The organism is Pseudomonas violetae (genome assembly GCF_023072615.1).
Taxonomy (GTDB): Bacteria; Pseudomonadota; Gammaproteobacteria; order Pseudomonadales; family Pseudomonadaceae; genus Aquipseudomonas; species Aquipseudomonas violetae.
In genome coordinates this window covers 349,079-369,627 of record NZ_JAKNRW010000002.1, presented here as the reverse complement: position 1 = coordinate 369,627, position 20,549 = coordinate 349,079, and the positions used below count along the sequence as shown (strand labels likewise).

The following is a 20,549-nucleotide window of genomic DNA, read 5'->3' as shown; positions in this document are numbered from 1 at the left end:
GTTTCAGCCTGCCAGGCAGGCGGCAAAGCCCTGGTTCAGGGCCGCGCGGTCCAGGTCGCGGCCGATGAACACGATCTTGCTGGAGCGCGGTTCGGTGCCCCACAGGGTTGATGCGCGAAATTCCACCAGGCTGTGCACGCCCTGCAGCACGTAGCGCTGATCCTGGTCCTGCACCGCCAGTACGCCTTTCATGCGGTACAGGTTGTCTGCCTGTGCAGTGCGCAGCTCGCTGATCCAGCGATGGAACGCGCCAAGGTTCACCGCGCCGTCCACGGCAATGCCCACCGACGAGACGCTGGGGTCGTGGTCGTGATCCAGATCGTGGTGATGGTCTTCGGCGTGATGACCATGTTCGGCACCGATTTCCATGAGCTTTTGCGTGGACTCGAAGGCGCCGATGCCGAGAATTTTGGTCAGATCGATTTCGGCATAGTTGGAGGTCACCAAATCCGCAGTCGCGTTCAATCCACGGATTTTTTCGCTTAATGCATGCACCTCAGCGCTGCTCACCAGATCGACTTTATTGATCACGATCCGGTCGGCACAGACGATCTGGTCCACCGCCTGGTTGTCGACGCCGTCGAGTTGCAGGTCTTCCAGGTGCTGGGCGATGTGCTTGGCATCGACCATGGTGACGATCGCATCCAGTTCCACTTCATCGGCGATGGGATCGTTGATGAAAAAGCTCTGTGCTACAGGGTACGGGTCGGCCAGGCCGCTGGTCTCGATCAGAATGTGGTCGAGCCGCACCGGGCGCGCTACCAGTTCGCGAACGATGCGCACCAGGTCCTCGCGGACCTCGGCGGTGCAGCACACGCATCCATTGACCATCTCGTAGATTTCCTCGGTTTCGGAACTGAGGACCAAGTCGCCGTCGATCCCGACCTCACCGAATTCGTTTTCGATCACGGCGATCTTTCGCCCGTGGTTTTCCTTGAGGATGTAGTTGAGCAGGGTGGTTTTACCGGCACCGAGGAAGCCGGTCAGGATGGTCACCGGGATCTTGCGGTTCGGGGTTGGGGCGTTGAATGGGCTGTTCATGTGATGCTCCTTTGAAACCAAGGGGTCGGGGTACTCGCACTGTGGGAGCGAGCCTGCTCGCGATGGCGTTGGATCAGCCGATTTCTATGCTGGCTGTTGCGGCCTCATCGCGAGCAAGCTCGCTCCCACAGGTTTTGTTTTTGAATGAATGAAGGTCGGTTTCACCCCAGCGCAACGCTGTGCCGGCGTCGAGGCCGAACAGGTCGAGGACTCGGCCAAGGCTGTGATCGACCATTTGCCCAAGGTTTTGTGGGCGGGCGTAAAACGCCGGGACGGGTGGAGCGATGATCCCGCCCATCTCGGTGACGGCAGTCATGTTGCGCAGGTGCGCCAGGGTCAGCGGTGTTTCCCGGGCCATCAGCACCAGTGTGCGGCGTTCCTTCAAGGTCACGTCGGCGGCGCGTCCGATCAGGCCGGCGGAGGTGCCGGTGGCGATCTCCGCCAGGGTGCGCATGGAACAAGGCGCCACCACCATGCCCAGGCACCGAAACGAGCCACTGGCGATGCCCGCCGCGACGTCGTCGGCGCGGTGGTAGTGACTGGCCAGGGCAATGACGTCCGCCAGCTTGTAGTCGGTTTCATGGGCCATGGTCAGCAAGGCCGCTCGGCTGATGACCAGATGCGTTTCGATGTTGAGCTGCGCCAGCAACTCCAGGAGGCGCACGCCGTAGATAAACCCTGACGCGCCACTGATGCCGACCACCAGGCGCTGGCGGTTCATGACGGGTAACCCTGCAGCAGGTTGCATGCGCGCTCCATGACGGCCGGGTCGAGTTGCGCCTTGATGCCGTCGAACCCTGCGCCGCGGGTGGCATCCAGGCCCATGCGCGAGGTGGTGCCGTTGACCGAGGACGAAGGGTCCAGGGGGCTGCCGGGCAAGCCGTCGATCACGAAGATGTCCTGATGCGGCTGGAAGTGCGTGGCCAATGCCCAGAGCACCTGGCTGTCGTCAACGATGTCGATGTCACTGTCCACTGCGATGACCGTTTTCAGGTACGGGTCCCAGCCCAGCAGCGCGAGCATGATCTGCCGTGCCTCGCCGTCACGGCTCTGGTCCAGGGCCACGTAGCAATGAAAATGCGTACCGGAATTGGGGTAGTGCACGGCAGTGACGGCGGGAAAACGTGCCTTCAATTTTTCGCTCATTTCCGCTTCCCGGGGCAGGCGCGCCAGGGTCAGGTGTTCGGCATAACGTCCGCCGACCACGTCCACCAGCCAGGCATCCTTGCGGCGCATCAGGGTGTCGACGCGCAGTACGTTGTTGGTCGAACGATCCGAGGAATAGCCGCTGAACTCGCCAAACGGACCTTCTTCGGCATAGGCCGCCGGGTCGATCGCGCCTTCGAGCACGAATTCGGCGAAAGCTGGCACGCCGATGCCATAGCGTGGGGTCTTGACCAGTTCCAGCGGTGCGCCGAACAAGCCGCCGGCGACTGCACGCTCATCACTGCCAAAAGGCAACCTGGCGGCGGCGGCGAGCATGAACAGCGGATGGGCACCGACTACCATGGCCACGCGCAACTCTTCCCCGCGTTCCCTGGCGGTTTGCAGCATGCGCCACAGGTGACCCCGTGAATGCAGGCTGGTGGCGAGGGTCTGCCGGGCATGGCGCATGGAACGGTGATAGCTCATGTTGGCAATGCCGGTCACCGGGTCCTCGGCAATGATGATCGCGTTGGTGACATAGGGGCCGCGGTCGCTGTCGAAGTGCTTGAGCATCGGCAGTAACGCCAGGTCCACTGCCTCGCCTTCGAAAATCTCGTCCAGCACCGGTCCGGTTTCGACGTAGCGCGGGGCGATGGGCTGGTTGGCGCGGGCCTGGAAAGTCTCGTGCAGTAGCGCCGGGGTAACGCCGAAGATCCGGGCGATCCGGCTGCGGGAAGCGAACAGGTTGGTGGCTACCGGTACGCCAAGGTTGCCGACCTGTTCGCAGATCAGCAGCGGATCGCGGCCCTGGGTGGCGAGGGCATCGACCAGCGCGGTGACGTCCTGGTCGGCGCTCAGGGCGTCGTGAATGGTCAGCACATCGTCCGGGTACTGCCGGCGATAAGCGTCGATGAAAACGTGGAAATCCTGGGTATCGCCGAGCGTCGAAACGGTCATGGTTTCACCTCGTAAAAAGCAGGCACGCAGGGGTGAGGTGGCGTTTGATCGACAAGCCGTTGGCCTGCCGGTCGAGCGAACGCCGGTTCATCTTCGCGCCTGTAAAGTCGCTGTGTTGCCGGTGCTGTTCACCTTCTACCAGAGGAATCCCAGTGGCGAGGGAGCTTGCTCCCGCTGGCCTGCGCAGCAGGCCCTTCTTCTGGGGCGGCTTCGCCACCCAGCGGGAGCGAGCTCCCTCGCCACAAAGATGCTGCATTCCTTCAATGAACAGCGATGTTTTGCTTTAGAGGTAAGTAGTGGTCAGGCGGATGTCCGCCTCGATCAGGTCCTTGGGTGGCGGTGTCGGTTCTATGCCGCACAACCGGGCAATGTTGTTGCCCAGATAGTCCTCGAGGTGATCCTCATCGATGCCCAGGCCCTGCGGCGCAGGCGAGCACAGCACTTCCAGTTCGCGCAGCCACATGCCGGGTTCGTTGGGTGGCGAGTCGGTGCCGAACACGATCTTGTTGCGCGGCAGTTCCTTGGCGAACTCAACGATCCGCGACTGGAAGCACCAACCGGATTCGCAGTACACGTTCGGTGTGTCCATCGCCATCCAGAACGCTTCGAACGAGTAGTTGCCGCCGGTCTGGATGCCGAAGTGACCGATGATGAAGTTGACCATCGGAAACTCGCGGATGATCGGGTAGAACATCGTCGGGATGGTGTACGGGCCGTCGCCGGTGTGGATCAGCACCACAATGTTGTACTTGGCGCAGACCTTCATCGCCGGGCGTAGCCAGTCCAGCGCACGGTCGGGACGATAACCGTGCATGTTGGCGTGCAATTTGAGCATCTTGAAGCCGTATTCCTTGATGTGGAATTCCAGCTCCGCGGCGCCGTTTTCCGGTCCCCAGCGTGGGTTGAAGTTGAAGTTGCCGATGAAGCGATCCGGGTACTTCACACACAGTTCGGCAATGTACGACATGTAGTCGCGCACGCCTTCGCGGCCACGGCGGTTACCGTCGCGATAACCGGTGTTGCCCGGTGGCGGCTGGATGAAACCCATGTCGATACGGCGAGGTTTGCCGTTGATCATGTAGGGGCCGTCCATCAGCTTGAGCATGCGCTCGCCGGTGAACGGTTCGCCGGTGTGGCGCCAGGCCTCGTCGACCAGGTTGGTGGGGTGCAGATGGGTGTCGATGATCATCGATTCAGCTCCTGGCCAGTTGGGTGGTGACGGGGCGCTTGAGTTGCGCCTCTGCTTCGGAAACGGAACGCGGCGGCGGGGTCGGTTCGAGGCCGATCATCCGGGCGGTGTTGTTGCCCAGGTATTCCTCGAGGGTGTCCTCGTCCAGGTTGAGGCCCTGCGGCGGTTCGTGGCACAGCACTTCCAGCAGACGCAGCCACATGCCCGGTTCGTTCGGCGGGGTGTCGGTGCCGAAGAGGATCTTGTGGGTTGGCAGCACCTTGGCGAACTCGACGATCCGCGATTGCAGGCACCAGCCGGATTCGCAGTAGACGTTGGGCAACTCCATCGCCCATTGCATCGGCTCGAACACATAGACGCCGCCGGTCTGCACGCCGAAGTGCGCCATGATGAAATCGACGTTGGGGAATTCCTTGATCATCGGCACCCACTCCGACGGGATGCTGTAGGGGCCGTCGCCGGTGTGCAGCTTGACCGGGATGCCTAGCTCGGCGCATTTCTCGAAGGCCGGACGCACCCAGTCCAGCGCTCGGTCCGGGCGATAGGCATGCATGTTCGCCTGCATCTGCACCATCTTGAACCCGTGTTCCTTGACGTAGCGCTCGATCGCTTCGACGCCGTTCTGCACTCCGCAGCGCGGGTTGTAGACGAAACAGCCGATGAATCGGTCGGGGTAGGTCTGGACCATCTTCAGGGTGTAGGCCATGTAAGCGTCGATGGACTCGCGACCTGTCAGGTCGCCGTCGGTCCAGGTGTAGATGGTGTTGCCCTGGGGTGGCTGGATGAAGGCTTTGTCGATGCGGCGAGGTTTGCCGTTGACCATGTACGGGCCATCCATCATCTCCAGCAGACGCTCGCCGGTGAACGGGTCACCGTCATGCCTCCAGGCGAGGTCCACCAGATCGGTGGGATAGCAGCTGATATCGATGATCATTGAAGTCGATCTCCTGATAGCGGAAAGGGAACCTTGCGGTTCGCTAGCAGCCACGTCCGGGCAATCGGCCATTTCTATGCGCAGGTGACTGCGCATTCCCTCGCCTGGTCGCATCCGGCTCGGGACGCTGGCTGCTTGGGGAGGAGTATTGGAAGGGGGGGTGAGGTTCGTACAATATTAATTGGACGGGGGGGTGATATGCGTTCGATATGGTTTCGTATTGACTGGGCGGGCCTCATCGCTGGCAAGCCAGCTCCCACAGTGATCGATGGTGTCAACCCACTTTACGACACACCACAAAAACCTGTGGGCTTGCCCGCGATAGCGTCAGGATTGTGTACGCAACGCCAATTGCTGGATCACCTCAACCACCGGCGCCACGCGCTCGGCCTGTCCCGGCGGCCACACCGCATACAAGTTGTAATGCGCCGGGATCTGCGCCGTGTTCAGTTCAACCAATCGCCCCGCACGCAACGCATCGGCTGCCAACAGCCCGCGCACCAACCCCGCACCGACCCCCGCTTCAGCCGCTGCAATCAGGTTCGCCGCATTGTCAAAAATAACCCGTGCCGCCGGTTCAGTGGGCGTCATCCCAGCCGCATCCAGCCAGGGAATCCACGACCGGCGCGTGTACCCCAGCAACGGCAATTGCAACACCTGCGCCGGCGTCATCGGCACCTGCAGACCCTGCCGTTCAAGCAGCCCGGGCGAAGCCACTGCCATGACCCGGTCACCGCAGATCTGCGTCATCTCGCAGTCTTCCCAGTCGCCATAGCCATACCGCAGCGCAAGGTCCACCCGCTCGAACGAGCTGCGGTCCGAGCGCGGCATCGACAGCAGCACCACCTCGTGCCCGGGCAGTAAATCCAGGAGCTCGGGCAGGCGTGGATTGAGCCAGCTCTGGGCCAGTTCGCTGTCCACATCGATCGTCAGTCTTTGCGCCACGCTGCGGTTCTTCACCGAAGACAATGCCCGGTCGATTTGTGCCAGGCCGTCGGACAGCACGCTGGCGAACAACTGTCCTGCGTCGGTCAGATTGCTGCCGCCGCCTTCGCGCACGAACAGCGGCTGACCGATGAAGTCTTCCAAGGAACGGATCTGCTGGCTGATGGCGCTGTGGGTCAGGTCGAGTTTGCGCGCGGCGCTGGAAAAACTGCCGCTGCGCGCGGCCTGGATGAATGCGCTCATGGACTGTACCGATGGGTATCGCTTGTACATGCTGTTAGTCCTACTTACACAAGATGGCAGAAATCGTCGCTGGCCCGTTTGGCCTCCTGTTCCCACTATTCGATCACCAGGCCCGCACAAAGATGGGCCGCTCTTTTGGAGCCTGACAATGATCGAATTCACGGTAAACGGCGAACGACACGAGCTGGTAGAGACTTCGCCCTCCATGCCCTTGTTATGGGTGTTGCGTGACCACTTGAAACTCACCGGCACCAAGTTCGGCTGTGGCATGGGGCTGTGCGGAGCCTGCACTGTGCACCTTGACGGGGTCGCGGTGCGTTCCTGCCAGCTACCGGCCGCCGCAGTGGCGGGGCACAGCATCACAACCATCGAAGGCTTGTCGCCCACCGAGCAGCATCCGCTGCAACTGGCCTGGATTGCCGAAGATGTCCCGCAATGCGGCTACTGTCAATCCGGCCAGATCATGTCAGCGGCGGCGCTGCTCAACACCGGGGCGGCGGTCACCGATGAGTCGATCCGCCACGCGATGTCGGGCAACCTGTGTCGCTGCGGCACTTACGGGCGCATCAACAAGGCGATCAAGCGCGCAGCGAATGCGCCGAAGGAGGCGTGATGACGGGCATTCGGATCGAGCTGCCGCGCCGGCAGTTTCTCAAACATTCAGCGACCGCTGCTGCCGGCCTGGCAGTGGCGTTCTACCTGCCCGCTGGCATGGCCGCCAGTGACCCGAAAGCGCCGGCTCCCGCCATGGCCTTTGAGCCAAATGCCTGGGTGAGGGTACTGCCCGATGGCACCGTTAAGTTGGTGGTCCACAAACATGATTCGGGGACCGGTACCCAGACCGCGCTGGCCGCCTGCGTGGCGGAGGAGCTGGACGTCAACCCGATGACCGTGCAGGTCATTACGCCGGAAAATCCGTTCTTTGAAGCCTATATTCATCCGGTATGGAAAGTCTTTTCCACCGGGGGTAGCACCAGTGTTTCGCTGGAATATGATCGCCTGCGCATGGCTGGAGCCACTGCACGGGCGTTGTTGATCTCGGCGGCGGCGAGGCAGTGGAAGGTCAGCCCTGACAGCTGCACCACCCAGGAGGGCCATGTTGTTCACAGTGCCAGCCAGCGCAGCCTGGGGTACGGCGAGCTGGTCAGTGTCGCCGCGCACTTGCCAGCGCCCACGGCCGTCAAACTCAAGGACCCGGCACAGTTCAAATACATCGGCAAGTTGCGCCATAAACGCGATGCGGCGGCTAAGGTTTGCGGACGTTTCAAGTACAGCATCGATGTGCAATTGCCCGACCTGTTGGTGGCGGTGATCCTGCGCACCCCCGTGGTCGGGGCGAAGGTCGTGAAGGTGGATGACGCCGCAGCATTACAGGTGCCGGGTGTGCGCAAGGTGATCGCGATTCCCGGTCGTCCCGACGTACTCGGCGGCAATCAGGAAGGCGTCGCGGTCTTGGCCGACACTTACTGGGCAGCCCAGCAGGGCCGGGCGCTGCTGGTAGTGCAGTGGAGCGATTCGCCCCTCGCCGGGTTCGACAGCGAGCAATTGGCCGCAGCCCAGGCGGCGGCACTCGCTGATAAAACCGTGCAACGGGTCACGGCGATGCAGACGGGTGATGTCAACGCTCAATGGTCAGGCGCAACACGGCTGCTGGAGGCCGAATACCGCATGCCCTACAAAGTGCAGAACCCATTGGAACCGGTGTGCATCACCGCCCAGGTCAAGGACAACGCCATCACCTATTGGGGCGGTGTGCAGGTGCCGTCTTCGGCACTGGAGGCGGCGCAAATGGTGTGCCGCATCAACAAGGAGAAGGTCACCATCAACGAGATGGTCTCCGGCGGCAGCTTCGGCGCACGGGAGGCCAAGTACTGGTTGTTCGAAGTGGCGTACCTGGCGCAACAGGCCAAGGTTGCGGTGAAGTTGATGAACAGCCGTGAAGATGAAATGCGCTCGTTGTTCATGCACCCCGCCACGTTGCACAGAGCAAAAGGCGCACTGGACGCCCAGGGCCGCCTGACGGCCTTGCGCCTTGAAGCCGTGTCGCCGGCCTCGCCGGAGCAGTGGGAACCGGGCTATTTTGAACGTCCCGACCACATGGACTACAGCACCACCGAAGCGCTCACCGCGTGGGACTTTGCCTATCGCCCGGCGAACCTGGACCTGGTCTGGGTTAAACACGAAAGCCAGGTGCCGAGCGGCTGGTATCGCTCGGTGAGCTTCATCCCGAACGTGTTTGCCGTGGAAAGCTTCATGGACGAGCTTGCACTGGGGGCTGGACAGGATCCTCTAGGCTTCAGGCTTGCCCACATGCACGAGCGGCCGCGTCACGTTGCGGTGCTGAAAAGTGCGGCCGAGCGTGCGGGATGGGGCCAGCCGCTGCCGGAGGGCACGGCGCTGGGGATTGCCACCAATCAAGGCTACACCAGCTTCATCGCAGTGGTGGCGCGGGTGGCCATAAAAGACGGAGTGGCTCATGTGGAGAAGCTCACGTGCGTGGTCGATTGCGGTCTGGCAGTGTCGCCAGGTGGTGTCGAGGAACAAATCTACGGCGGCTTGATGTGGGGGCTTGGTCATGCGCTGTTCGACCGCATGGACATCAAGCAGGGCAGGGTAGTGCAGAGTAACTTCCATGATTACCGGGTGCCACGCATGTCCGACATGCCGCAGGTAGACATCCTGGTGCTCGACGGCGAGCCGGGCAAACCCGGCGGCGTAGGTGAGTTGGGCAGCCCGTCGGTGGCCCCGGCCATCGCCAACGCGCTGTTCAGCCTGACTGGCGTGCGTCAGCGCTCGACGCCACTGACGCTCGGGTAAACGGTCATGGACTTGCGCTTGCTGCGGTACTTCATGGCCCTGGCCGAAGAGCTGCATTTCGGGCGGGCCGCCACGCGGTTGCACATCTGTCAGCCGCCACTGAGCCAGCAGATTCGTTTGCTGGAGGAAGAACTCGGTACGCCGCTGTTTGAGCGTAGTCACCATCGGGTCGAACTGACGGCAGCGGGGCAAATGCTCAAGGAGCAGGCCCCCCTGGTGTTCGAACAACTGAACCGCGCGCTGGACCTGACTCGCCAGACCGGTCGCGGACAGTTGGGTGAACTGGAGATCGGTATGATCAGCTCGGTAATGGTGGGCGTGCTGCCGCGGGCCCTGCACCTGTTTCGCGAGCGCTATCCGCAGGTCAATTGGCGTTTGCACGAAATGACTCCGGCGGCACAGGTCAAGGCCTTGAAGGAAAAACGCATTGACGCCTGCGTGTTTCGGGTCGGTTATGACGATCCGGGCTTGCGTAACGAACTGCTGATTTATGAGCCGATCCGGGTGGTCATGCCGGTGGATCACCCACTGGCGCAACGCACAGTGCTGGCGCCCGCCGACCTGGCGGCAGAGCCGTTCGTGGCATTGGAGCTCAAGCAATCGAGGTTTGCCGATTTTCTTTTCCAGTGTTGCATCAAGGCCGGGTTCACCCCGCAGATCCGCCAGCAGGTGATCGAGGTACAGACCCTGCTCAGCCTGGTCCGCGCAGGATTCGGGGTGGCCTTGCTGCCCGCATCGATCGAACAGCTGGCGCCCGCCGGGTTGGTGTTCCGCCGCTTGAGTCCGGCACTGCCAGAGGTGCCGCTGTATGCCACCTACCGCGCCGATGATGAATCGCCGGTGCTGAAACTGTTCCTCGATACGTTGCGCGAGTTAGTCGTCGAAGGCGACACCATTTCGTAGCAGCCTTCGTCCGCAGGCCCGGGGGTTGGTTTGCACTAACGCAGGCGGCTGCGGTCGACATCTTCACAGAGCACCACGGGTTGGTGCGGATATATCAGTGGAGATCCAATGAGCCAGGACGTCCTGACCACCGAAACCAATCGCCGCCATCTCCAGCAGATCATCGCTGGCTTGTCCGACGGGGTGATTTTGCTGGAGCTTGACCAGACTATCCTCTGGGCGAACGAAGCCGCACTGTCTATGCATGGTGTCGAGCATGTGAATGACCTTGGTGCCAATGCCATGGAGTACGCCAAGCGATTCGCCCTGCGCTATCGCAACAACCACCCGGTGGCGCTCGACAATTATCCGATCAGCCGCGTGGGCCGTGGCGAGACCTTCAGTGACGTGCTGGTCGAGGTGACCCCCACCGGCGATGAGGGGCGTACCTGGGTGCACAGCGTGCGCAGCCGGGTTCTGACCAACAGTCGCGGCGATCCCGAATCGTTGGTACTGATCATGGACGATGTCACCGAATGGGCCAGCGCCGAACAGCGCTTCGAAAAGACCTTCAATGCCAACCCGGCCCCGGCGGTGATCTGCCGTCTGAGCGATCTGCGCTTTATCAAGGTCAATGCGGGTTTTTTGGAAATGACCGGCTATGCCCGGGATCAGGTGATAGGCGCATCGACCTACGAGCTGGACATTCTTGAAGGCGCCGAGCGCAGGGACTTGGCTATTGAGCGCTTGCGCGAGCACGCCACCATTCCGCAAATGCAGGCCGAGCTGAATCTGCCCGACGGCGGCAGCAAGCAGGTGATAGTCGCGGGCCAACCACTGGAATTCAACGAGGAAGACTGCATGCTGTTTTCCTTTGTCGACATCGAGCCCCGGCACAAGGCCGAGGTCGCGTTGCGCCAGAGCGAGGAACGATTTGCCAAGGCATTTCGCCTCTCGCCGGTGCCGATCCTGGTGTGTGGCGCCGTTGATCAGGTGGTGATGGATGTCAATGAAGCGTTTCTCGACACCTTTGCCTATCCCAGTGAAGAAGTGCTCGGCAAAACCGTTGCGGAAATTGGCTTCATTAGTGACAAGGGCGCACAGACTCGACTATTCGCCGCCCTGGAAAAATCCGCGAGGCTGGATCGCATCGACGTCGGCATGCGCAAGAAAAGCACCGAACTGCTCGACTGCGCCGTCTCGGCCGACACTGTGAATATCCAGGACTACCCTTCCTACCTGCTGGTGATGATGGACATTACCGAGCGCAAGCGCACTGAGCTGGAGCTGGTGGCGGCGATCGAGGAAGTGATGAAAGACGCTTCATGGTTCAGTCGTACGCTGATTGAAAAGCTCGCCAATGTGAAGAGCGTCAATTCGCCGAAACTACCCTGCGTGTCGTTCGCCGAGCTGACGGCCCGCGAGCGCGATGTCCTGGGGCTGATTTGTGAGGGCCTGGCCGACAAGGAGATCGCTGCGCGACTGAAACTGGCACCCAACACGGTGCGCAACCATGTATCGACCCTCTATTCCAAACTCGATGTGCACAGCCGCAGCGAGGCTATCGTGTGGGCGCGAGAGCGTGGATTGTTCTCCGGTGAGTGGCGTACCAAAGGGTAGCGCTAGGGGTGCAAATGCACTAGGCGATAGGGTGCAAATGGATGTGTCTGGCGACACGTCCTGTTTGTAGTCTGGGACGCTACGATACAGGTGTTACACAGGCCTGTAGTACCCCTACGATACATCTCAAGGAACAGCAACATTGATAGCGAAAACATCGACATATCGATCCATTTTGCGCCAGTGCCAAGGTGAATCCCTATGATTTCTCTCGTGCAATTGCGTACTCAACTGGAGCAGAGTTTTCCTCCCCTGGCCTGTGACTGCAGCCTGACCGGCGACAATTCGCTTACGGTGAAGCTCTATCACCCGATGTCAGGACAGGTCGACCTGGTCGTGAGCGGGTTGAGCGTGGTCAATCTGCGAACACCCGATGCGGTCGCTGCTCTGGTCGAAGAATTGCGTTATGAGCTCGAGAGCAACAATCTGCGTCAATTAGGCCCTCTATAGCCTCAAGTGGCCATTTACTGGCATTGGCGGCAGGCTAGGCTATAAGGAATGCGAAGGTATTATTTTCTGTAACCAGTCTGCTGCTTCGCGGTGTTGTCGTCAGGTTGCCGAAAGTGTCGATTACTTACCGCAGGTCAGCCTATGAACAGTCTTGGGAAACGTGTTTTTTCGCCGCTGTCGCTTGCCCTTTGCGCACTGGTCCTCGGTGGGTGTGCCAGTGCGCCGCCGCCGCCTCCACCACCGGCACCGCCGCCACTCGAACGTACGTGCGAAACGATAGAGAGCACCGATGTGCAGGGTGAAGTGCGTGGGGAGGACGGGCAGGTGACGCGAGTGACCGAGCTGACCCGTTGCGTCACCCAATAGGTTCTTCAATCGATATTGGTTTAATACATACCCGGTAGGAACTGCTTGCGGCAGCTCCTACCGGGATGTGCGTTACGTCAAATCAGGAGAGGAAACCGCCGTCCACATTCAGCGACACACCTGTGGTGTAGCTGGACGCGTCACTTGCCAGATAAAGCACCGCCCCGGCCATTTCACTTGGGTCTGCTACGCGCTTCAGGGGAATCTGCTGCAGCGCGGTCTTGAGGATTGCATCGTTTTTCACCAGCGCAGAAGCAAACTTGGTGTCCGTCAGCCCTGGCAGCAGAGCGTTGCAACGGATACCGAATTGCGCGCATTCCTTGGCAAACACTTTGGTCATATTGATTACGGCAGCTTTGGTTACTGAGTAAATACCCTGGAACACGCCTGGGGAAATACCGTTGATCGACGCCACGTTGATGATGCTGCCACCGCCGTTCTCGCGCATCAGCTTGCCCGCTTCCACGGACATGAAGAAGTAGCCACGGATGTTCACGTCCACGGTCTTCTGGAATGCCCCGAGGTCGGTGTCCAGCACGTTGCAGAACTGCGGGTTCGTCGCGGCGTTGTTGACCAGGATATCGAGACGGCCGAACTGTTCCTTGATACCGGCGAAGACCTGGCTGATCTGTTCCATTTCACCGATGTGACAGGCGATCGCCGTGGCCTTGCCACCATCAGCGATAATGGCGTCGGCAACGTGTTGGCAGCCTTCAAGTTTGCGGCTTGAAACGATCACATGGGCGCCCTGTTGGGCCAGGAGTTTGGCAATGGCTTCACCGATGCCGCGGCTGGCGCCGGAAACGAAGGCGATTTTGCCGTCGAGGTCGAACAACTGAGTCTTGGACATGGGATTCCCTTATGAAGAGTCTTGTTATTGGGCCGGGGCGTAGTCAGAGGCTGGATTTGGCAATGACCTGCAGGCTCATCTGCTCCAGCAGTTTGTTCATGTGAATGAACTGCGCGAAGCGCTTGTCCTGGGTCTGGCCATGGAAGAAGCGGTAGTAGATCTGCTGCACGATCCCGGCCAGGCGGAACAGGCCGTAGGTGTAGTAGAAATCGAAGTTGTCGATCTGCAGCCCGGCGCGCTCGGCGTAGTAGTCGACGAATTCACGGCGAGTGAGCATGCCGGGGGCATGGCTCGGCTGGCGGCGCATCAGTTGTACCGGAGGCGGATCGCCGGCTTCGATCCAGTAGGCGAGGGTGTTGCCCAGGTCCATCAACGGGTCGCCGAGGGTGGTGAGCTCCCAGTCGAGCACGCCGATGATCTGCATCGGATTGCTCGGGTCGAGGATCACGTTGTCGAAGCGGTAGTCGTTGTGAACAATGCTTGAGGTTGGATGATCGGCCGGCATTTTGTCATTAAGCCAGGCCTTCACCGCTTCCCATTTCGGTGCGTCCGGGGTCAGGGCCTTCTCATAACGATCGCTCCAGCCGTGAATCTGCCGCGCCACATAGCCTTGCGGCTTGCCAAGGTCGGCCAAACCGCAGGCTTGGTAGTCGACCCGGTGTAGCTCGACAAATTTGTCGATGAAGCTCTTGCACAGGGCTTCGGTTCTGACTGAATCCAACCCCAGCTCCGCAGGCAGCTCGGAGCGCAGGATAATGCCCTTGACCCGCTCCATCACATAGAACTCGGCGCCCATTACCGATTCGTCGGTGCAATGCACGTAGGCCTTGGGGCAATACGGAAAACCATCGCGCAGTTGATTGAGGATGCGAAACTCGCGCCCCATGTCGTGGGCGGACTTGGCCTTGTGACCGAACGGCGGGCGTCGCAGGACGAACTCCTGTCCAGGGTATTCCAACAGATAAGTGAGGTTGGAGGCGCCGCCGGGGAACTGGCTGATGGTGGGCAGGCCACTCAGGCCTGGAATGTGGGCCTTGAGGTAAGGATCGATCAGGCTGGCATCGAGTTCTTCGCCGCTGCGAATGGGTGTGGATTGGTCAGTAAGCGCCATGCTTATCCCTTCTGCTTATTCTGGAGGCCTGAAACTATTGGCTAATCTAATGCGCACTCCCTGCACCCACAACCACGAACATCCCTTATAGGTGAGCGTGTTGGCGGCCAATCAGTGTTTTTGATACACCTGTTTGAATTATCTCAGAGCACTGCACTGGTTAGATCATTTGGCAGGTTGATTGGGGTCAGAACCGGCTCGCCGGCAAAGAATGCCACCAGGTTGCGCCCGACCATCTCCACAGTTCCCTGGATCGCTTCTGGGGACAGCCCGGCTACGTGGGGAGTGAGGATCACGTTGGCCAGGAACTTGAGTGCATCGGGTACCTGAGGCTCCGCATCGAATACATCCAGCGCCGCGCCAGCAATCCTGCGTTGCTCAAGAGCGCTGATGAGGTCGGCAGTGACGACCACACTGGCCCTGGCAATGTTGACGATAAAGCCATTGGGACCCAGGGCATCGAGCACTTGTCGGTTGATCAGGTGCCTGGTACCTACCCCCCCTGGCGTCGCGACGATGAGAAAGTCCGAGGCGCGGGCCAGTTCGGTCGGCGTCGAGCAAAAGTCGTAGGGCACATCCTTGCGGTTCTGGCGGTTGTGGTAGCTGACAGTCATGTCGAAACCATTGGAGGCGCGTTTGGCGATGGCCATGCCGACAGCGCCGAGGCCGAGGATGCCCAGGCGTTTTCCCGCAAGAGAGGGTCGCATGATCTTCGGCCACTCGCCCCGACGCACGGCTGCGTCGCAGCGAGGAATGTCGCGCACCAGCGATAACAACAGCGCCATGGCATGGTCGGCCACCGAAGAAGCATTCACTCCGGCACCGTTGGTGACGGTGATTCCCCGGTCGGCGGCGGCGTCCAAGTCAACGTGTTCGTAACCGGCGCCGATCACGCAGATGATCTTGAGGGCGGGCAGGGCGCTGATCTCTTCGGCGTACAATCCAAGCGGTCCGCGCGTCAGCACGGCATCAATCCGATCGCCATGACGGCTGATGGCGGCGGCGCGTTCGGTGGGGGTCGGGGCCAGAATCAGGTGAAAGCCCTGGTGTTCGAGAATCGGCAGGTAGTCATTGATGGTTTCGACCAGTACCAGAACGGTTGCGGGCATTGCGCGACTCCTGTGATCGTCGGCGGGGTTGGTAGCGAAAGTCGTTTAAGAGTGCTGATTCCCTAACAGCTTGGCAATCGTTGTCATTCGCGCAGTCGTGCTTTGATTCTGGACGGGTTCGCGCAAGAAGCAAGGACGGCAGCACTCCGGCCATCCCGTATGCCGTCTTGATTACTGGGCTGCTCGGGCTTTGGTGTGTTCGGCCAAGCAGCCTCCGATGTTCTTTTTCATTTGTAGTTATCTCTGTCAGGTTGTTTAAGTCACTCGTTAGTTCGTGGTCCGAATTTAAGGCTGGCCAAACCGATGCTTGAAGGAGTGTGTTGAGGCATGCCTGAAAACGACTGGTTAATGACCTTTAGCCGACAGCTTTCGTGCCTGATAACGACAAGCCCGCTATGTGCACCGCACAACCGTTCCTCAGCTAAGTCTTTGCTTCTGCTCATTAATCCCGGACAATCGCGCCCCTGTTTCGGCCAGGGCGCTGCCTGTCGGTTATTCCGACTCGTCCTGACCGGGTAGCAACTGACCGGAATGCGGAGATCCCACCGGATGAATGATCAGGCCAATAGCGTCGATGAACGCTATGTAGCGGCGAAATCCACCAGCCTCGAAAGCTGGAATCGCCATGACACCACCTGGATGTTGGGGCTGTTTGGTACGGCCATCGGTGCCGGTACACTGTTCCTGCCGATCAACGCGGGGCTGGGCGGTTTCTGGCCGCTGCTGATTCTTGCGGTATTGGCGTTCCCCATGACCTTCTACGCGCACCGAGGCCTGACGCGCTTCGTGTTGTCCGGGCGCGAAGGTGCCGACATTACCGAAGTGGTTGAAGAACATTTCGGGATCAACGCAGGCGCGCTGATCACCTTGCTGTACTTCTTCGCGATCTTCCCTATCCTGCTGATCTACAGCGTGGCACTGACCAACACCGTGGGCAGTTTCCTTGAGTATCAACTGCACATCATGCCGCCACCGCGCCGGGTATTGTCGCTGGTGTTGATTCTGGGCTTGCTGGCGGTGGTGCGCTGCGGCGAACAGGTGATCATTAAGGCGATGAGCCTGATGGTCTATCCGTTCATTGTCGCGCTGCTGTTCCTGGCGGTGTTCCTGATTCCCCACTGGAATGGTGGCATCCTCGCAACCGCCACGACAGTGCCGGCGCCTTCGGCGTTGCTGCATACCCTCTGGTTGGCCATTCCGGTGATGGTGTTCTCTTTCAACCACTCGCCGATCATTTCAGCCTTCGCAGTCGATCAGAAACGTCGCTACGGTGAACATGCCGAAGAGCGCAGCTCGCAGATCCTGTCCCGCGCCCACGCTTTGATGGTGGTGATGGTGCTGTTCTTCGTCTTCAGCTGTGTGCTGACGCTGTCGCCGGCGCAGCTGTCGGAAGCCAAGGCACAGAATCTGTCGATCCTGTCGTACCTGGCCAACCATTTCAGTAATCCGACCATTGCCTTCGCTGCGCCACTGATTGCCTTCGTGGCCATCTCCAAGTCGTTCCTGGGGCATTACATCGGCGCCAGTGAAGGGCTCAAGGGTTTGATCGCCAAGAGCGGCATGCGCCCGGCACCCAAGACCCTGGACCGCATGACGGCGGCGTTCATGCTGGTGGTCTGCTGGATTGTGGCGACGTGGAACCCGAGCATCCTGGGAATGATCGAGACCTTGGGCGGGCCGATCATTGCGGCGATTCTGTTCCTGATGCCGATGTATGCGATTCGCAAGGTGCCGGCCATGGCGCGGTATCGCGGGCAGGCATCGAACGTCTTCGTGACGGCGGTGGGTCTGGTGGCGATTTCGGCGTTGATCTATTCGTTGAGTGCCTGACAAGCAAGATCAAAGGATCGCAGCCTTCGGCAGCTCCTACGGGTGAATGCATTGCCCTGTAGAAGCTGCCGCAGGCTGCGATCTTTTGATTTCAGGGCATAAAAAAACGCCGCTCATCTCACGATGGGCGGCGTTTTTTATTGCTGTGTAACGTTAGGCTTGAACAACCGGGATGTTGGCGTTCGCTGCAGCTTCACGGAACTCGGCAATCTGGTCGAAGGACAGGTAGCGGTAGACATCAGCCGCCATGCTGTCGATCTTGCCAGCGTATTCCATGTACTCCTCGACGGTCGGCAGGCGACCCAGGATGGAAGCCACCGACGCCAGTTCGGCCGAAGCCAGGTAGACGTTCGCGCCGTCACCCAGACGGTTCGGGAAGTTACGGGTCGATGTCGACACAACAGTCGAGTTCGGCTCTACACGTGCCTGGTTACCCATGCACAGCGAGCAGCCCGGCATTTCCATGCGTGCGCCGGCCTTGCCGTAGATGCCGTAGTAGCCTTCTTCGGTCAGCTGGTGAGCGTCCATTTTGGTCGGCGGCGACAGCCACAGACGGGTTGGCAGCTGACCCTTGACCTGTTCCAGCAACTTGCCCGCAGCGCGGAAGTGCCCGATGTTGGTCATGCACGAACCGATAAACACTTCGTCGATCTTCTCGCCAGCAACGCTGGACAGCAGACGGGCGTCGTCCGGATCGTTCGGCGCGCAGAGCACGGGCTCTTTGATGTCGGCCAGGTCGATTTCGATGATTTCAGCGTATTCGGCGTCAGCATCGGCAACCATCAACTCAGGGTTGGCAACCCAGGCTTCCATCGCTTGGGCACGACGTTCCAGGGTACGCGCATCGCCGTAGCCTTCGCCGATCATCCAGCGCAGCAGGGTGATGTTGGAGTTCAGGTACTCGGTGATCGACTCTTTCGACAGCTTGATGGTGCAACCGGCAGCCGAACGTTCGGCTGAAGCGTCGGACAGCTCGAAAGCCTGCTCAATGCTCAGGTCGTCCAGGCCTTCGATTTCCAGGATGCGGCCGGAGAAGGCGTTCTTCTTGCCTTTCTTCTCGACGGTCAACAGGCCAGCCTGAATCGCGAAGTAAGGAATGGCGTGAACCAGGTCACGCAGGGTAACGCCCGGTTGCATCTCGCCTTTGAAGCGCACCAGGATCGATTCCGGCATGTCCAGCGGCATGACGCCGGTGGCTGCGGCAAACGCTACCAGGCCGGAGCCGGCCGGGAACGAAATGCCCATTGGGAAACGGGTGTGGGAGTCACCACCGGTGCCGACGGTGTCTGGCAGCAGCATGCGGTTCAGCCAGCTGTGGATGATGCCGTCGCCCGGACGCAGGGAAACGCCGCCGCGGGTCATGATGAAGTCTGGCAGGGTGTGGTGGGTGGTCACGTCGATCGGCTTTGGATAGGCCGCGGTGTGGCAGAAGGACTGCATCACCAGATCGGTCGAGAAGCCCAGGCACGCCAGGTCTTTGAGTTCATCACGGGTCATTGGACCGGTGGTGTCCTGGGAACCGACGGTGGTCATCTTCGGTTCGCAGTAAGTACCTGGACGAACGCCTTTGCCTTCTGGCAGGCCGCAGGCCTTGCCGACCATTTTCTGTGCCAGGGTGAAGCCTTTGCCGGTGTCGACAGGTGCTTCAGGCAGTTTGAACAGGTCGGTTGGGCCCAGGCCCAGCTCGGCACGTGCCTTGTCGGTCAGACCGCGACCGATGATCAGCGGGATACGGCCGCCAGCACGAACTTCATCCAACAGCACTGGGGTCTTCATTTCGAAGGTGGTCAGGACTTCGTCGGTGCCGTGTTTGCAGACTTTGCCAGCATGCGGGTACAGGTCGATCACGTCGCCCATGTTCATGTTGGTGACGTCGAATTCGATTGGCAGGGCGCCGGCATCTTCCATGGTGTTGTAGAAGATTGGAGCGATTTTGCTGCCGAAGCAGAAACCGCCAGCGCGCTTGTTCGGCACGTAAGGAACGTCGTCGCCGAAGAACCACAGTACGGAGTTGGTGGCGGATTTACGCGAAGAGCCCGTACCGACCACGTCACCGACGTAGGCGATCGGGAAGCCTTGACCGCGCATTTCTTCGATCTGCTTCATCGGGCCAGTCACGCCTTGGGCGTCAGGTACGATGCCTTCACGGGCCATTTTCAGCATGGCCAGGGCGTGCAGCGGGATATCCGGGCGGGACCAGGCATCCGGGGCAGGGGACAGGTCGTCGGTGTTGGTTTCGCCGGTGACCTTGAACACGCGCAGGCTGATCTTGTCGGCCAGGACTGGGCGGTTGCTGAACCACTCGCCGTCAGCCCAGGACTGGAGCACGCCTTTAGCGTGTTCGTTGCCGTTCTTGGCTTTTTCAGCGACGTCGTGGAACGCATCGAACATCAGCAGGGTGTGCTTGAGTTGAGCCGCAGCAACAGGGGCCAGTTCGGCGCTGTCGAGCAGGTCAACCAGGGTCACGATGTTGTAGCCGCCCTGCATGGTGCCGAGCAGTTCAACCGCGCGTTTCTTGTCGATCAGAGGGGAAGTGGCTTCGCCTTTGGCCAGGGCAGACAGGAAACCGGCCTTTACATAGGCTGCTTCGTCCACGCCAGGTGGAATGCGATTGGTGATCAGGTCAACGAGGAAAGCTTCTTCGCCAGCCGGGGGATTCTTCAGCAGCTCGACCAGGCCTGCAGTTTGTTCGGCGTTAAGCGGCTGGGGAACGATACCCAGTGCTGCACGCTCTTCGATATGTTTGCGGTAGGCTTCAAGCACAGTTATTACCCTCATCAGTGGTCCCAAATGGGTGTCCGGGACGCTCATCCCGAAATTGCCGTACTCATGCGCTGCGTGGCGTTGTGGGCCGCTTAGCCAGAATTACCGGCAATTCCTTACAGAAGCTGCTTTCAAAGTTTTACGCCTGCAGAACGGGGAGCTGATGAGGGTTGGCGTTGGGCTTTTCCCCGCTGGAAAAACCTTTCGCCAACACCGCTCTGAAGGAACGACTGTGCTCGTGACGCTTTGAAAACAGCTTCTAACGGACATTGGCGCCTTAAAAGGCTGGCTGATTC

16 protein-coding genes are annotated in these 20,549 nt (G+C 60.3%); 6 read left to right on the top strand and 10 right to left on the bottom strand.

Annotated features, from left to right (window positions below; translation table 11 throughout):
- Positions 1-3: 3 nt before the first annotated feature.
- The 6 genes from L9059_RS03880 to L9059_RS03855 form a co-directional block, all read right to left on the bottom strand.
- Complete coding sequence (locus tag L9059_RS03880; RefSeq protein ID WP_247287884.1) at positions 4-1,041, bottom strand: CobW family GTP-binding protein; 1,038 nt, start codon at positions 1,039-1,041, stop codon at positions 4-6.
- A gap of 73 nt (positions 1,042-1,114) precedes the next feature.
- Complete coding sequence (locus L9059_RS03875; protein ID WP_247288309.1) at positions 1,115-1,762, bottom strand: UbiX family flavin prenyltransferase; 648 nt, start codon at positions 1,760-1,762, stop codon at positions 1,115-1,117.
- The gene (locus L9059_RS03870; protein WP_247287881.1) at positions 1,759-3,144 is read right to left on the bottom strand and encodes a UbiD family decarboxylase; all 1,386 of its coding nucleotides are present in this window, start codon (positions 3,142-3,144) and stop codon (positions 1,759-1,761) included. The genes L9059_RS03875 and L9059_RS03870 overlap by 4 nt, the downstream gene beginning before the upstream one ends.
- A 283-nt stretch (positions 3,145-3,427) precedes the next feature.
- Complete coding sequence (locus tag L9059_RS03865; RefSeq protein ID WP_129443729.1) at positions 3,428-4,333, bottom strand: amidohydrolase family protein; 906 nt, start codon at positions 4,331-4,333, stop codon at positions 3,428-3,430.
- Positions 4,334-4,337: 4 nt separating this feature from the next.
- The gene (locus tag L9059_RS03860) at positions 4,338-5,267 is read right to left on the bottom strand and encodes an amidohydrolase family protein (RefSeq protein ID WP_247287872.1); all 930 of its coding nucleotides are present in this window, start codon (positions 5,265-5,267) and stop codon (positions 4,338-4,340) included.
- Positions 5,268-5,594: 327 nt separating this feature from the next.
- Positions 5,595-6,485 (bottom strand): LysR substrate-binding domain-containing protein, encoded by an 891-nt coding sequence (locus L9059_RS03855; protein ID WP_247287870.1) that lies wholly within the window; start codon positions 6,483-6,485, stop codon positions 5,595-5,597.
- A gap of 118 nt (positions 6,486-6,603) precedes the next feature.
- On the opposite strand from L9059_RS03855, the gene L9059_RS03850 reads away from it, so the two are divergent.
- The 5 genes from L9059_RS03850 to L9059_RS03830 all read left to right on the top strand — a co-directional run bounded on the left by L9059_RS03850 (position 6,604) and on the right by L9059_RS03830 (position 12,224).
- Positions 6,604-7,068, top strand: a complete 465-nt coding sequence (locus L9059_RS03850; RefSeq protein WP_247287868.1) for a (2Fe-2S)-binding protein — start codon at positions 6,604-6,606, stop codon at positions 7,066-7,068.
- Positions 7,068-9,272 (top strand): xanthine dehydrogenase family protein molybdopterin-binding subunit, encoded by a 2,205-nt coding sequence (locus L9059_RS03845; RefSeq protein WP_247287866.1) that lies wholly within the window; start codon positions 7,068-7,070, stop codon positions 9,270-9,272. The genes L9059_RS03850 and L9059_RS03845 overlap by 1 nt, the downstream gene beginning before the upstream one ends.
- Positions 9,273-9,278: 6 nt before the next feature.
- Positions 9,279-10,175 (top strand): LysR substrate-binding domain-containing protein, encoded by an 897-nt coding sequence (locus L9059_RS03840; protein ID WP_247287854.1) that lies wholly within the window; start codon positions 9,279-9,281, stop codon positions 10,173-10,175.
- 108 nt (positions 10,176-10,283) lie between these two features.
- Entirely contained in the window at positions 10,284-11,774 is a 1,491-nt protein-coding gene (locus L9059_RS03835; protein ID WP_247287853.1) for a helix-turn-helix transcriptional regulator, read from the top strand.
- Positions 11,775-11,975: 201 nt separating this feature from the next.
- On the top strand, positions 11,976-12,224 hold the full coding sequence (locus tag L9059_RS03830; protein WP_247287851.1) for a DUF1652 domain-containing protein: 249 nt from the start codon (positions 11,976-11,978) through the stop codon (positions 12,222-12,224).
- 448 nt (positions 12,225-12,672) lie between these two features.
- Here L9059_RS03830 and L9059_RS03825 read toward each other — a convergent pair whose 3' ends face one another.
- The 3 genes from L9059_RS03825 to L9059_RS03815 form a co-directional block, all read right to left on the bottom strand.
- Positions 12,673-13,440, bottom strand: a complete 768-nt coding sequence (locus tag L9059_RS03825) for an SDR family oxidoreductase (RefSeq protein ID WP_247287849.1) — start codon at positions 13,438-13,440, stop codon at positions 12,673-12,675.
- 43 nt (positions 13,441-13,483) lie between these two features.
- Positions 13,484-14,551 (bottom strand): phosphotransferase family protein, encoded by a 1,068-nt coding sequence (locus tag L9059_RS03820; protein WP_247287847.1) that lies wholly within the window; start codon positions 14,549-14,551, stop codon positions 13,484-13,486.
- A gap of 143 nt (positions 14,552-14,694) precedes the next feature.
- Positions 14,695-15,660 carry a 2-hydroxyacid dehydrogenase gene (locus tag L9059_RS03815; RefSeq protein ID WP_247287845.1) on the bottom strand — a complete coding sequence of 322 codons (966 nt, stop codon included), beginning with the start codon at positions 15,658-15,660 and terminating at the stop codon, positions 14,695-14,697.
- 549 nt (positions 15,661-16,209) lie between these two features.
- Between L9059_RS03815 and L9059_RS03810 the strand changes: the two genes are divergently transcribed.
- On the top strand, positions 16,210-17,490 hold the full coding sequence (locus L9059_RS03810) for a serine/threonine transporter (protein ID WP_247287836.1): 1,281 nt from the start codon (positions 16,210-16,212) through the stop codon (positions 17,488-17,490).
- Between the two features lie 153 nt (positions 17,491-17,643).
- Here the strand turns inward: L9059_RS03810 and acnB are convergent, their stop codons facing one another.
- On the bottom strand, positions 17,644-20,253 hold the full coding sequence (gene acnB / locus L9059_RS03805) for a bifunctional aconitate hydratase 2/2-methylisocitrate dehydratase (protein ID WP_247288307.1): 2,610 nt from the start codon (positions 20,251-20,253) through the stop codon (positions 17,644-17,646).
- Positions 20,254-20,549: the final 296 nt, after the last annotated feature.